This window comes from Neorhizobium alkalisoli (assembly GCF_002968635.1).
GTDB lineage: Bacteria > Pseudomonadota > Alphaproteobacteria > Rhizobiales > Rhizobiaceae > Neorhizobium > Neorhizobium alkalisoli.
Map to the genome: position 1 here is coordinate 39,495 of NZ_PVBN01000016.1, position 13,236 is coordinate 52,730.

Sequence of the window (13,236 nt, forward strand, 5' to 3'; positions counted from 1 at the left end):
AAAGGAATGCATATACTCGCCACCACATCGTCGTCGCTCGACGACCTGATCGAACCGGTCGACCTTAACCAGTCGCCGGCCGATGTGTTGGTGCTATCGTTTTCCGGCAGCGATCTGAACGGTATCGCTGCCGCTTGGCACGAAGATCGGCCGGGCTTGCGGCTGGCCAATCTTTCCGATCTTCGCCACCCGATGTCCGTGGATCTATGGATAGAAAAGACGGCTGCGCATGCCCGCGTGATTCTCGTGCGCATCCTCGGTGGCTATGACCGCTGGGCCTATGGCGTGGAAGAGCTTTCCCGGCTGGCGCGGCGCAAGAAGATTGCGCTGGCGCTGCTGCCCGGCGAATGCAGCATCCGCGACGATCGGCTGGCCGCAGCCTCGACGGTTTCGGACGAGGCGCTTGCCGGCATCCTCGCCTGTTTTCGCGAGGGTGGGCCGGAAAATATGCGGCTTCTGGCGCGACGGCTGGCAGCGCTCGCAACCGGCCATACCGAAGCGCTATCGCAAGCGGCACCTGTGCCGAAGGCTGGATTTTACAAACCGGGGCACGGCATCGTCGAGGCGAGCGAGCTGCTGACGGATATCGCTGCAGGCTCGCCCCGCCTGCCGATCCTTTTCTATCGCTCCATGCTGCTCGCCAATGATGCGGCACCGATCGATGCGCTGTTCGAAGCGCTGGTTTTACGCGGTTTCGCGCCTGTTCCGATCTTCGTCAGCGGTTTGAAGGACGCAGATGCGGTCGCCTTTGTGGAACAGGCAATGGCGAAAAACGAGCCGGCCGCGATCATCGCAACCACAGCCTTCGCCAGCAGCGCCGATGAAAAGGGCGAGACGCTGTTCGATCGGGCAGGCGTTCCGGTCTTCCAGGTCGTGGTCGCCACGACCCGGCGAGAGGGCTGGGCGGAAGGCCGGCGCGGCCTGAACCCTGCAGACCTCGCCATGCATGTCGTCTTGCCGGAACTGGATGGCCGCATCCTCGTCGGCGCAATCTCCTTCAAGGCCGGTGAAAATTCCGCCAATCTGGTCAATCAGCCTGAGCCGGATCGGGTCGAACAGGTGGCCGATCGCATTTCCGCCTTTCTGCGCCTGAAACGGACGGTACCGGCGCGTCGCAAGATCGTCATCCTGCTACCTGACTACCCAAGCGCGCCTGGCCGAACGGGGTATGCCGTCGGCCTCGACGTACCGCAAAGCGTGCTGTCGATGCTGCACCAGCTTTCCTTAGCCGGCTACTCCGTCTCGGACATTCCGGAGACGACAAGAGATCTTCTGATTCGGGTGTCGGCGAAAGCCGGCGCCTATTCGCTCGCCGCCTATCGCTCGTCACCCGCCTCCGAAGACGCCTTGGGCTTGCCTGAGATGGACGAAGATGCGGAAGACGGAGACTACCGCTTCCGCGCCGCGCATTTCGGTAACATCACCGTGGCACTCGCGCCGGACCGGGGCCGCAATGCCGATCGTCGTGCCGATTATCACGACCCCGATCTTCCGCCCCGCCATGCACTGATCGCCTTCGGCCAGTGGATGCGCGAGACGATCGGCGCTCACGCTGTTGTCCATGTCGGCGCGCATGGCACACTTGAATGGCTGCCCGGCAAGACGGTGGCGCTGTCGAAAGATTGTTTTCCGGAGATCGTCACCGGCGGCCTGCCGGTTATCTATCCTTTCATCGTTTCCAATCCCGGCGAGGCGGCAGTCGCCAAGCGCCGGATTTCCGCCGTTACCATCGGGCACCTGCCCCCCGTTCTGACGGGCGCCGGCCTGTCGGATGAGCAGAAAAAGCTCGAACTGCTGGTCGATGAATACGCGCAGGCAGACGGTCTGGATCGGCGGCGGCGGGACCGGCTGGCAAAGCTGATCGTCGAGACCGCCCGCGACACGGAACTGGCAACCGAGGCCGGCGTTTCCCACGACGACGATCCCGATACGGCTCTTACCCGAATCGACGCCTTTCTTTGCGATCTCAAGGATTTTGCAATCAAGGACGGCCAGCACGTCTTCGGACAGATCGCACCTGGCGATGACGATCCATTGCGGATACGGAGCGCCGAGGCCGAGCGGCAGGCCTTGATCGATGCGCTGGACGGAATACACATCCGCCCCGGCCCCTCCGGCGCACCGGCGCGCGGTCGCCTTGATGTGATGCCGACCGGGCGCAACCTCTTCGCCAGCGATCCCCGCACCCTGCCGACGCCGACCGCCTTCGAACTGGGAAAACGCGCAGCCGACGAAATCCTGCGCCGTTACCTGCAGGATCATGGCGATTGGCCCAAAAGCCTCGTCTTCGATCTCTGGGGCAGCGCATCGCTCAGAAGCGGCGGCGAGGAAGTGGCCCAGGTGCTCGCCTTGATGGGCGCAAGGCCGGTGCAGGACACAGCGACCGGTCGGGTGACCGGCATCGAAGTTCTGCCTCCGGCTCAGCTCGGTCGTCCGCGCATCGACGTAACACTCAGAATCTCCGGACTCTTCCGCGACATGTTCCCGGCTCTGATCGCTTTGCTGGATGCCGCCATGCGGGCAATCGCCGCGCGTGAGGAAGCACCGGGCGACAATCCGCTGGCCGAAGAGGCACGGAAACTCGGCCAAGTCCCGCCGCGTATCTTCGGTTCGGCGCCGGGCACCTACGGTTCCGGCATTGAGGAAAAACTGGCCGACGGCACCTGGGTTGAACGCGAGGAACTTGGCCGCATCTATCTCGATGCCACCAGCCATGCTTTCGGCGGCGCCGAGGGTGAGGCATTTCAGGTGCCCGGGAAATTTGCCGGACAAGTCGGATCGGCCGATCTGCTCGTCCATACCGGCGACGATCCGGGCCGCGACCTGCTGGACGGTTCCGCCGATGTCGCTTTCATCGGTGGATTTTCCGCCGCTGTTGCGGCTTTGGGGGGCAAGGCGGATGTCATCGCTCTCGACACGACCGATCCGCAGAAACCGAAAGCTCGATCGATCTCCGAAGCCGTGACCCGTGTGGTCCGAGCTCGCGCCGTTAATCCGCGCTTCATCGCCGGTCAGATGCGTCACGGACCCCGCGGCGCGGCCGAATTGGTCGAGACCGTGGACCGGCTGATTGGTTTTGCGGAGACGACCCGCGCCATCCCGCAGTCGCTGATAGAAGCAACCTACGACGCCTACATCGGTGACGAAAAGGTTCGTGATTTCCTGATCAGCCAGAACCCGGAAGGCTTGCGCCATATGAGCGAACGGTTCCGCTCCGCGCTTCGCCGGGGGCTTTGGCATCCGCGCCGCAACTCGGTGGATGCGGAACTCGAAATGCTGGCAAGGGAGGTCGCATGACGGCCCTCTCGCTCAACCGGACGACCACGGACATGCGGCGCGGCGCCTGCCCTGCGCTTTCCGCGCCAATGATGACCGGCGACGGTTTGCTTGCCCGCGTGGCGCTGACCGATGCGATATCGCCTCGGCAGCTGGCCGATCTCTCCCGGCTTGCCCGCATCCACGGCAACGGCATTCTCGACATTTCCGCCCGCGGCAACCTGCAAATCCGGGGACTGAATGAGGTATCCGCATCTTTGCTCGAAGGCGACGTGCGAGCCTTGAACCTGCCGCTGCGCGAAGGGCTTGCGGTAGAAACACCGCCGCTTGCGGGCCGGGACGATACCGAGATCGCCGATCCGCACCCGATTGCGGACGCTATTCGACTAGGCGCCCGGGATATCGCTGGCCTGGCGCCCAAAATGTCGGTCATTGTGGATGGGCATGGCCGGCTGCGGCTTTCCCATCTCCTGGCGGATATCCGCCTGGTCGCCGTGAAGATGGGCGATGATATCAGCTGGAAGCTTCTCCTGGGCGGTTCGGAGACATCCGCCGGCGTGCTCGCCGTGCTTTCCGAAGCCGACGCTGTTTCGGCGGCGCTCGATCTGCTTCGAACGCTCGCTTCCATGGGGAACGGAGCCCGAGGACGAGATCTGGCGGTCAACCTGCCGCGTGACGGCGGCGATCTCCCTGCCACCTCTCCATTCGACCTGTTTGCGCTTGCGGACGAACTCCATGCTGTTGGGATCGGACCTGCCTTCGCCCAGTCGAAAACCGAGGATGTCATTGCACTTTGCCTGGCGGCCGAGCGGCTAGGAATCCGATTCGTGAAGCCCGCCCTGGATCATTCCCTGCTGTTTTTCGGCGGCAGCCAGGCATGCCGCGCCCTCGCACTCTTCGCGGCAGAAAACGGCTTCATCACGTCGGAGGCCGATCCGCGCGGTCATATAGCGGCCTGCCCCGGCAGTCCGGCTTGCCGGTCGGCCACGATCGCCACTCATGATGTGGCTCGCGAGGCCGGCGGCGAATGGACCGATCTGCTCGACGGATCATTCAAGCTGCACATCTCCGGCTGCCCGAAAGGCTGCGCCCACCCGGGACCGACTGCGCTTGCCCTTTGCGGCAGCCCTGCAGGCCTTTCATTGATCGCCCAAGGGAAAGCGACCGATTTACCCTTTGCCGACATCACAATTGCCGATACCAAAGCCACGCTTCGCCGCCTTGCCGATCTCGTCAGATCGGAAAGGCGCGCGGGGGAAAATTCCGCCGCTTGCCTTGCCCGGCTCGGGACCGACCGGCTCGCCGCAGCAGCCATGTCAGGACGACCATGAACAGCTACGACTACATCCGCGAAGGCGACGCCATCTATGAAAAGTCCTTTGCGATCATTCGCGAAGAGGCCGACCTCTCGTCGTTTTCCGGCGATCAGGCAGAGATTGCGGTGCGCATGATCCATGCCTGCGGGCTCGTGGAGGCGGCCGGGCATTTTCGCTTTTCGAAGGACTTCGTGACCCGGGCGCGCGGGGCGCTGCATGCGGGCAAGCCGATCTATTGCGATGCCGAGATGGTAGCGCATGGCATCACCCGGGCACGTCTGCCCGCACACAACGAGGTGATCTGCACGCTCCGCGACAGCCGGACGATCGAGCTTGCGAAAACGATCGGCAATACCCGATCTGCCGCCGCCCTCGATTTGTGGGACGAGATGGATGGCGCACTGGTGGCGATCGGCAACGCGCCGACCGCGCTTTTCCGCCTCCTCGAAATGCTGGATGCCGGCGCGCCGTGCCCTGCTGCGATCATCGGCATGCCGGTCGGTTTCGTGGGCGCTGCCGAATCCAAGGAAGCGCTGATGGAAACGACGCTCGGCATTCCCTTTGCCGTCGTACGCGGCCGCCTGGGCGGTTCGGCGATGACCGCGGCCTGCGTCAACGCGCTCGCGAGGGCAGGACTTTGAACGCGGCGATCCTCAAAGGCAGACTGACGGGCGTCGGCACCGGGCCGGGCGATCCTGAACTCCTGACGCTGAAAGCGGTCCGGGCCATCAACGAGGCTGATGTGATCGCCTTCTTCTGCAAGAAAGGCAGCACCGGCAACGGTCGCGCTATCGTGGAGGCCCATATTCGTTCCGGGACATTGGAGCTGCCGCTCGTTTACCCGGTCACAGTGGAAACGAACAAGGACGAGGCGGATTACCGTGGTCCGATCGCCGATTTCTTCGATCGCTCGGCCGAAGAGATCGCCGCACATCTCGATGCGGGCAAGAACGTTGCCGTGCTGAGCGAAGGGGATCCGCTATTTTATGGCTCCTACATGCATCTGCATGTGCGGCTCAGCGGTCGCTATCAGGCGGAGGTGATCGCCGGCGTCACGGCCATGTCCGGCTGCTGGTCGATGACCGGCCTGCCGCTTGTCCAGGGCGACGACATCCTCAGCGTGCTGCCCGGCACCCTCCCGGAAGACAAACTGGTCGAGCGACTGAAGGACACGGACGGCGCAGTGATCATGAAGGTCGGGCGCAATCTTCCGAAGATCCGTCGGGCGCTCACCTCGGTCGGCAAGCTGTCGAGCGCGCTCTACGTGGAACGCGGCACCATGGCGAATGGCGCGGCCCAGAAGCTTGAAGATCGCGACCAGAGCCCCGCACCTTACTTTTCCATTGTCCTCGTACCCGGCTGGAAGACGCGACCCGGAGTGGATCGATGAGCGGAAAGCTGACCGTCGTTGGCCTTGGTCCGGGAAGTCCTGAACAGATGACAGCGGAGGCGCTTGCGGCCGTTGCGGACGCAGGCGATTTTTTCGGATATTTTCCCTATATCGACCGTCTCGACCTCCGGCCGGACCAGCGGCGGCACGCTTCCGACAACCGGGAAGAACTTGCCCGTGCGCGCGCAGCCCTCGAAAGGGCGGCGAAGGGCGGCAGGGTCTGTGTCGTTTCCGGAGGCGATCCGGGAGTTTTCGCCATGGCGGCCGCGGTCTGCGAGGCGATCGACGAAGGGCCGGCCGAATGGCGGGACATCGACTTTTCCGTGGTGCCGGGGGTAACCGCCATGCTGGCGGTCGCCGCCAAGGCCGGAGCACCCCTCGGTCACGATTTCTGCGCCATCTCGCTTTCCAATAACCTGAAGCCCTGGGATGTCATCGAGAAGCGCCTGATCGCGGCAGCCGAGGCGGGTTTCGTCATGGCCTTCTACAATCCGGTCAGCAAGGCCCGCCCACACCAATTGGGAGATGCCTTCGCGCTTCTTCGCCGCCATCTCCCTGGCGAAGTACCTGTTATTTTTGGACGCGCCGCCGGTCGCCCGGATGAGGCAATCCGGATCGTGCCCCTGTCACAGGCCGAAAGCGGAATGGCCGACATGGCCACCTGTATTATCGTCGGGACCGCAGAAACGAAGTTGATTGAACGGGACGGGCAGCGCCCGCTCGTCTATTCGCCCCGTTACTTCAAGGGCGCCGGCGCATGATCGAGCCACGCAAGCATATCCTCTATGGCCTCGACGGACGGCACGTCCGGCAGGACCGGGCGGCGGACCATGATCACCTCGACACCAAGTTGCCTGGCGGCTGCGATCTTGCCGTAGCTCGAGGGGCCACCGCTGTTCTTGGCAACGATCAATTCGATCCCGTGCTCCGCAAGCAGCTGCGCCTCGCTGGCCTTGGCAAAAGGACCGCGCGACGTCAGGTAGATCGCATGCGGTACATCGAGCGGCGGCTCCACGGGATCGACGCTGCGAATCAGATACCGATGCTGCGGGGCCGCTTCGAATGGCAACAATTCCTGCCGTCCGAGAGTCAGGAAGACCTTGCGAGGCGTCTCGCCCAACGCTTTGACGGCGCCTGTGATACTGTCGACCTCGATCCAGCGGTTACCGGCCTCTCGCGTCCAGGCAGGCCGCCGCAACGCGATGAGCGGCACATTCGCAAGCCCGGCGGCCTCAGCAGCGTTTCGCGAAATTTGCGCGGCGTAAGGATGCGTCGCGTCGATCAGAATGGTAACGCCTTTTTCTCTGATATAGGCGGCCAGGCCCGCGGCCCCGCCGAAACCGCCCACCCGCACGGGAACGGGCTGCTCGGCCGGTGCGCGCGTGCGGCCGGCAAGCGACAGCGTCGTGATGAAGCGCGGATCGCCGGCAAGTCTCTCGGCCAGTTTTCTGGCCTCCGCCGTGCCGCCGAGAATGAGGATGGAGTGTAACAAGATGCCTCCTGAATCAGCAGAAAGAGCTTTAAACCAAAGCCGCTGGCTGTCCATCGTCGGCATCGGCGAGGACGGTTTAAACGGCCTCGGCGAGAACGCCCGCGCTGCGATTTCCTCCGCTTCCGTCGTCTTCGGCGGAAGGCGGCATCTGGAACTGGCGGCCCCCGCGATAACCGGCGAGGCACGCCCATGGCCCACTCCTTTCGATGCCGCCATGCGCGACGTCGTGGCGCTGCGGGGCCGAAAAGTCTGCGTGCTTGCCTCAGGCGATCCCTTCTTCTTCGGCGTCGGCGCCACACTGTCGCATCATGTCCCGGCGGAAGAGTTTACCGCTTACCCTGCTCCTTCGGCATTTTCCCTTGCGGCCTCCAAACTTGGCTGGCCGCTGCAGGAGATCGAGACCGTATCCCTGCACGGGCGTCCGCTCGATCTCATCCGGCCGCTTCTGCATCCAGGCCGGCGAATAATCGCACTGACCTCCGACGAGAAAGGGCCGGCAGAGCTGGCGGCGCTGCTGACGAAGACCGGTTTCGGTCGCTCGCAGATGGCGGTTCTGGAGGCGCTCGGCGGCGCGGCGGAACGTGTTCGATGGAGCCAGGCAAATGAATTTGCATTGGGGGATATCAACGTCCTCAATGTCGTAGCAGTGGACGTAGCGGCGGAGGCCGGCGCCCGCATCCTGCCGCGCGCCTTCGGACTGGACGACGGACTGTTTGAGCATGACGGGCAGATCACCAAGCGCGAGATCAGGGCCCTCACGCTTTCGGCACTGGGGCCGCGACGGGGCGAAGTTCTCTGGGATATCGGCGCCGGCTCCGGCTCGATCGGCATTGAATGGATGCTGGCCGATCCTTCGATGAAGGCGATCGCGATCGAGGCGAATGGAGAACGAGCGGCGCGGATCGGAAGAAACGCATCCACGTTCGGGGTACCCGGACTGCGCGTCGTCGAGGGAGAAGCGCCTATCGTCTTGATCGGTCTGCCGACGCCTGATGCGATCTTCATCGGCGGCGGTGGGAGCGAGCCCGGCGTGCTCGACGCGGCTATTGCGTCCCTGACGCCGGGCGGACGGCTCGTCGCCAATGCCGTGACCCTTGAAATGGAGGCCGTACTTCTCGGCGTTCATAGGCGCCTTGGTGGCAATCTTATCCGGATTGACGTTTCACGAGTGGCTCCGATCGGGGCAATGCACGGTTGGAAACCGGCAATGCCGGTGATGCAATGGACATGGGTAAAACAGGGATAAGAGAATGATCGTGGCGGGATTGGGTTGCCGTAAAGGCAGCACTTCGGATGAAGTCTTGTCGGCACTGGATGCGGCGTGCGCAGCAGCACAAATTTCACGTGAATCCATCGCCGCATTGGCGACCGGCGAAATCAAGCGCGACGAAGCCGGCATCCTCGAGCTTGCGCAAAAGCTGGGCTTGCCGCTGCATATCGTGGAGGACGAGGCGCTGCTGCAGGCAGAACCCCGCACCAAAACGGTATCCCGTCATAGCCTGGCAAAGACGCCTTCCTCCAGCCTCTCCGAAGCAGCCGCCCTGGCCGTCGCCGGCGATCGATCGGAGATCCTTGTTCCGCGGTTGATAGCCAACGGCGCTACCTGTGCCCTGGCGGCAACGAAGGAAGAGGTATGACGGTACATTTTATCGGCGCCGGACCGGGTGCCGCGGACCTCATCACCGTACGCGGCCGCGATATCCTCGCGCGATCGCCGGTGTGCCTGTATGCCGGCTCCATCATGCCGAAGGAACTGCTGGACTACTGCCCGAAAGACGCACGGATCGTCGATACCGGCTCGCTCTCGCTCGATGACATCGAAGCGGAATATGTCGCGGCCCACAAGGCGGGCAAGGATGTGGCCCGACTGCATTCCGGCGATCTTTCGGTCTGGAGCGCAGTCGCCGAACAGATCCGCCGTCTGGAAAAACACGGCATAGACTACACGCTGACACCAGGTGTGCCATCCTTCGCGGCAGCGGCAGCGGCGCTCAAGCGTGAGCTGACGATCCCGGAGGTCGCGCAGAGCTTGGTACTGACCCGGGTGTCAGGCCGTGCGTCGAAAATGCCCGCAGGCGAGACATTGGCCGCGTTCGGCGCTACAGGTGCAACGCTGGCTATCCATCTCGCCGTCCACGCCCTCGACAAGGTCGTGGCGGAACTGACGCCTCTCTATGGGCCTGACTGCCCAGTGGCGATCGTTGTGCGCGCCTCCTGGCCAGAAGAGCGGATCATCCGCGGGACGCTCGCCGATATCGAAGCCAGGCTTGCTGCAGAACCGGCAGAACGCACGGCCTTGATCTTTATCGGCAAGGCATTGGGAGCGACCGATTTCGCCGAAAGCCAGCTTTACAATGCGGACTATGTACGCCGCTTCCGGCCCGGCTGGCCCGAGGCCGGCAAAGATCAGACGGACAAGGATTCCGAATGATCGGACGGCGTAAACGGGGTTTGGCCGACCAACCGACCCTCGCGGTCGAAGACCAGGATTTCCAGCGCGATTTCGCGACTGTGAAGGACTTTGGCCGCGGTATTCCAGGCAAGCCCGGCGATGTGGTCCCCCAGAGGAAGACCGCTTTCGGTGGCAAGCGAAAAAGCATGTGCCACGGTATTGGCCGAAGCAAGGCGAGCGACGATCTCGGCATCCGCTCCGGCATCGGCCGCGACTTTCGCCAAGGCTTCGAGATCGGCGAGGCCGCGTTTGGAATGCACGTCGAGCATGCCCTGGGCGAGCTTGGTCATCTTGGCGACGCCGCCCGCAATGGTGACCTTCGGCACCGGGTGATCACGCAGATATTTGAGCATGCCGCCAACGAAATCGCCCATGTCGATCAGAGCGATCTCCGGCAGGCCGTGATGGGCCTGAGCGGCCCTTTCGGACGTATTGCCGGTCGCGCCAGCCACATGATCGAGACCGGCGGCTCGCGCCACATCGATGCCGCGCCAGATGGAGTGGATCCAGGACGAACAGGAAAAGGGAATGACGATCCCGGTCGTGCCGAGGATCGAGATGCCACCCATGATGCCGAGCCGGCCGTTCAGCGTCTTTTCGGCAATCTTCTCGCCATCGGCGACGGAAATCTCCACCTCGAAATCGATCTCACCACTCGCCACCTCGCAGATTGCCTGCGCGATCATCCTGCGCGGCACGGGGTTGATGGACGGCTCGCCTGGTGGCAACGGCAGGCCTGGTCGCGTCACGGTCCCAACGCCGGGGCCGGCCTTGAAGGTGATGCCGCTGCCGGGAACGCCGCGTCGAACGGTGCTCATGATCAGGGCCCCGTGGGTGACGTCCGGATCGTCGCCCGCATCTTTGATGATGCCGGCTCTGGCAAACCCCTCTCCCTGCTCTTCCATGGCCAGGGCAAAGCTCGGCCGCTGACCTCCGGGCAGCGTCACCTCCACCATGTCAGGAAATCTGCCGGAAAGAAGCGCAAGACATGCAGCCTTGCTGGCCGCCGCCGCACAGGTTCCCGTGGTCCAGCCACGGCGCAGGTTCTTGCCATCCTCTTCCATGCCGTTTCTATATATCGACCGGTGTCATGCGTCACCGGCCAAAGGTTCGCCTATGAATGAAAGTATCGAGAAGATTGTCGCAGCTCCGGCCTTCGAGCCCGGGCATGTCTGGCTGGCTGGCGCAGGTCCGGGCCACCCCCGCTATCTGACGCTGGAAGTGGCCGATGCGCTCTCCAAGGCGGATTGCATCGTCTACGATGCACTCGTGTCGCAAGATGTGCTATCGCTCGGCAAGCAGGCAGAACTGCTGTTCGCCGGCAAACGCGGCGGCAAACCTTCCGCAACCCAGGAAAATATCACCTCCTCGCTGATCGAACTGGCGCAGGCAGGCAAGCGCGTTCTGAGGTTGAAGGGCGGGGATCCGTTCATTTTCGGCCGCGGCGGTGAAGAAGCCGAAGCGCTCGTCAAGGCAGGCATTCCGTTCCGCGTGCTTCCCGGCATGACATCCGCTCTGGCGGCGCTCGCATCGGCGCGGATTCCGGCGACCATGCGGGGGATCAGCCGCTCCATAACTCTTGCGACCGGCCACGCGGCGGGCACGGAGGACGATCTGGATTGGGTGGCGCTCGCCCGACTGGGCGAACCGATTGTCATCTATATGGGACTGAAGATGATCGGCGATATTACGCGTCTGCTGATGGAGGGTGGTCTTCCGTCCGATACACCTGCGGCGGTGGTGATGTCGGCCACCACTGCCGAAGAGAAAACGCTGGTCGCGACGCTCGGCACCGTGGAAGAGGAGGTCCGGCGGCAGAATTTTTCAGCCCCCGCGCTGATTGTCATCGGTGGCATCGTGTCCATGCGGGAAATCCTGACGCCAGGGAGCACACCATGACGGCCCGCGCACTTATCATCGGTGCGCCGCGTTCCGGTTCCGGCAAGACAAGCGTCACGATCGGTCTGTTGCGGGCTTTTGCGCGGCGTGGCGTGAGGGTGCGCGGCATCAAGACCGGACCTGACTATATTGATCCGGGTTTTCATGAGGCTGCGACCCATCTGCCGGGCCTCAACCTCGACAGTTGGGCCATGGCGCCGGATCTCCTGCGGCATCTGGCGCGGCAACAGGCCGAGGACGCAGACCTTATCCTGATCGAAAGCGCGATGGGCCTGTTCGACGGCATCGTCGGCGAGCCGAACCGCTCCGGTGCGGCTTCCGATCTGGCCCGACTCTTCGGACTGCCGATCCTGCTGGTCCTTGATGTGTCGGGTCAATCGCAGACCGCCGCCGTGATCGCCTATGGCTTCGCCCACTACGATCCCGCAGTTCGGATCGCGGGCTGCATCCTGAACCGCGCCGGCAGCGAGCGGCACAAAAAACTCAGTGGCGAAGCGATCGAGGCGATCGGACTGCCGGTCGTCGGGACGATCCTGCGGGACCCGACGCTGATCCTGCCCGAGCGACATCTCGGGCTGGTGCAGGCGAACGAACATCCGGAAATGGATGCGCATATCGAAAGGCTGGCCGATGCCATGGAAGCCTCGCTCGATCTCGATGCCATCTTCGCTGCAGCCACGCCTTTTGACATACCGGCCGGACTGCCGGAAAAGGCTCTGCCTCCTCCCGGACAGCGGATCGCACTGGCGCAGGATGCGGCTTTCACCTTCCTCTACCCGCATCTCCTCCGCGGCTGGCGCGAGGCCGGCGCGGAACTCGTTCCCTTCTCCCCGCTAGCCGACGAGGCGCCTTCCCTCGATTGCGATCTATGCTGGCTACCGGGAGGTTATCCGGAACTGCATGCCGGAAAGCTGGCCGCCGCGGACAATTTCAGAACGGGAATCACACGGTTTGCCGAGACGAAACCCGTTCACGGCGAATGCGGTGGCTATATGGTGCTCGGCGAAACGCTGGAGGATGCCGAAGGCGTGACGCATGCCATGACCGGGCTTTTGTCCCATCGCACCAGTTTCGCCCGGCGCAAGATGAATCTCGGCTACCGGCAGGCAAAGCTTTATGCCGACAGTCCTATCGGAACAGCCGGAGAAACCGCCCGCGGCCATGAATTCCACTATGCGAGCGTGGTTTCGCCGGGAACCGACGAGCCGCTTGCCGCCATCGCCGATGGGACCGGCAAGGAAATCGGACCATCGGGCGGTCGCCGCGGCCTTGTCAGCGGCACGTTCTTTCACGCCATCGCACGGGGCTGAGCGTTCCGCGCGGGTTGCGGACAAGCGAAGATTGCGGCATTTCTGGACCCGCAGCGCAAACCGTCGCATCGGTGGCACTTTATGTCGCATCGAATGCAGCG

The 13,236-nt window shown here is 63.6% G+C and carries 12 protein-coding genes; 10 read left to right on the forward strand and 2 right to left on the reverse strand.

Annotated features, from left to right (window positions below; translation table 11 throughout):
• Positions 1 to 6 precede the first annotated feature (6 nt).
• Genes cobN through C5L13_RS26010 form a run of 5 tightly spaced genes read left to right on the forward strand, consistent with a single transcriptional unit; the run spans position 7 to position 6,743 of the window.
• The gene (gene cobN, locus C5L13_RS25990; protein ID WP_105386173.1) at positions 7 to 3,297 is read left to right on the forward strand and encodes a cobaltochelatase subunit CobN; all 3,291 of its coding nucleotides are present in this window, start codon (positions 7 to 9) and stop codon (positions 3,295 to 3,297) included.
• A complete protein-coding gene (gene cobG / locus C5L13_RS25995) occupies positions 3,294 to 4,607 on the forward strand; it encodes a precorrin-3B synthase (protein ID WP_105386174.1) in 1,314 nt (437 codons plus the stop codon). Before cobN ends, cobG begins: the two co-directional genes overlap by 4 nt.
• Positions 4,604 to 5,233, forward strand: coding sequence for a precorrin-8X methylmutase (locus C5L13_RS26000; RefSeq protein WP_105386175.1), 630 nt, complete (start codon positions 4,604 to 4,606; stop codon positions 5,231 to 5,233). The genes cobG and C5L13_RS26000 overlap by 4 nt, the downstream gene beginning before the upstream one ends.
• Entirely contained in the window at positions 5,230 to 5,982 is a 753-nt protein-coding gene (locus tag C5L13_RS26005) for a precorrin-2 C(20)-methyltransferase (protein WP_105386176.1), read from the forward strand. The genes C5L13_RS26000 and C5L13_RS26005 overlap by 4 nt, the downstream gene beginning before the upstream one ends.
• The gene (locus tag C5L13_RS26010; RefSeq protein WP_105386177.1) at positions 5,979 to 6,743 is read left to right on the forward strand and encodes a precorrin-3B C(17)-methyltransferase; all 765 of its coding nucleotides are present in this window, start codon (positions 5,979 to 5,981) and stop codon (positions 6,741 to 6,743) included. Before C5L13_RS26005 ends, C5L13_RS26010 begins: the two co-directional genes overlap by 4 nt.
• Here the strand turns inward: C5L13_RS26010 and C5L13_RS26015 are convergent.
• Positions 6,719 to 7,474, reverse strand: a complete 756-nt coding sequence (locus C5L13_RS26015) for a cobalt-precorrin-6A reductase (RefSeq protein WP_105386178.1) — start codon at positions 7,472 to 7,474, stop codon at positions 6,719 to 6,721. The two genes, C5L13_RS26010 and C5L13_RS26015, sit on opposite strands and share 25 nt — an antisense overlap.
• Position 7,475: 1 nt before the next feature.
• On the opposite strand from C5L13_RS26015, the gene cbiE reads away from it, so the two are divergent.
• Genes cbiE through cobM form a run of 3 tightly spaced genes read left to right on the forward strand, consistent with a single transcriptional unit; the run spans position 7,476 to position 9,905 of the window.
• Entirely contained in the window at positions 7,476 to 8,720 is a 1,245-nt protein-coding gene (gene cbiE / locus C5L13_RS26020) for a precorrin-6y C5,15-methyltransferase (decarboxylating) subunit CbiE (RefSeq protein WP_105386179.1), read from the forward strand.
• Between the two features lie 4 nt (positions 8,721 to 8,724).
• Entirely contained in the window at positions 8,725 to 9,111 is a 387-nt protein-coding gene (locus C5L13_RS26025; RefSeq protein ID WP_105386180.1) for a cobalamin biosynthesis protein, read from the forward strand.
• Complete coding sequence (gene cobM / locus C5L13_RS26030) at positions 9,108 to 9,905, forward strand: precorrin-4 C(11)-methyltransferase (RefSeq protein ID WP_105386181.1); 798 nt, start codon at positions 9,108 to 9,110, stop codon at positions 9,903 to 9,905. Before C5L13_RS26025 ends, cobM begins: the two co-directional genes overlap by 4 nt.
• On the opposite strand, the gene C5L13_RS26035 is transcribed toward cobM, so the two are convergent.
• On the reverse strand, positions 9,881 to 10,990 hold the full coding sequence (locus C5L13_RS26035; protein ID WP_105386182.1) for a cobalt-precorrin-5B (C(1))-methyltransferase: 1,110 nt from the start codon (positions 10,988 to 10,990) through the stop codon (positions 9,881 to 9,883). The genes cobM and C5L13_RS26035 overlap by 25 nt on opposite strands.
• Positions 10,991 to 11,042: 52 nt before the next feature.
• On the opposite strand from C5L13_RS26035, the gene cobA reads away from it, so the two are divergent.
• A complete protein-coding gene (gene cobA / locus C5L13_RS26040) occupies positions 11,043 to 11,825 on the forward strand; it encodes a uroporphyrinogen-III C-methyltransferase (protein WP_105386183.1) in 783 nt (260 codons plus the stop codon).
• Positions 11,822 to 13,135, forward strand: a complete 1,314-nt coding sequence (locus C5L13_RS26045) for a cobyrinate a,c-diamide synthase (RefSeq protein WP_105386184.1) — start codon at positions 11,822 to 11,824, stop codon at positions 13,133 to 13,135. Before cobA ends, C5L13_RS26045 begins: the two co-directional genes overlap by 4 nt.
• Positions 13,136 to 13,236 lie beyond the last annotated feature (101 nt).

Coding starts and splice junctions, on each gene's coding strand:
- cobN (WP_105386173.1), top strand. CDS start 7: ATGCATATACTCGCCACCACATCGTCGTCGCTCGACGACCTGATCGAA.
- cbiE (WP_105386179.1), top strand. CDS start 7,476: ATGCCTCCTGAATCAGCAGAAAGAGCTTTAAACCAAAGCCGCTGGCTG.
- cobA (WP_105386183.1), top strand. CDS start 11,043: ATGAATGAAAGTATCGAGAAGATTGTCGCAGCTCCGGCCTTCGAGCCC.
- C5L13_RS26010 (WP_105386177.1), top strand. CDS start 5,979: ATGAGCGGAAAGCTGACCGTCGTTGGCCTTGGTCCGGGAAGTCCTGAA.
- cobG (WP_105386174.1), top strand. CDS start 3,294: ATGACGGCCCTCTCGCTCAACCGGACGACCACGGACATGCGGCGCGGC.
- C5L13_RS26000 (WP_105386175.1), top strand. CDS start 4,604: ATGAACAGCTACGACTACATCCGCGAAGGCGACGCCATCTATGAAAAG.
- C5L13_RS26025 (WP_105386180.1), top strand. CDS start 8,725: ATGATCGTGGCGGGATTGGGTTGCCGTAAAGGCAGCACTTCGGATGAA.
- C5L13_RS26035 (WP_105386182.1), bottom strand. CDS start 10,990: ATGGAAGAGGATGGCAAGAACCTGCGCCGTGGCTGGACCACGGGAACC.
- cobM (WP_105386181.1), top strand. CDS start 9,108: ATGACGGTACATTTTATCGGCGCCGGACCGGGTGCCGCGGACCTCATC.
- C5L13_RS26045 (WP_105386184.1), top strand. CDS start 11,822: ATGACGGCCCGCGCACTTATCATCGGTGCGCCGCGTTCCGGTTCCGGC.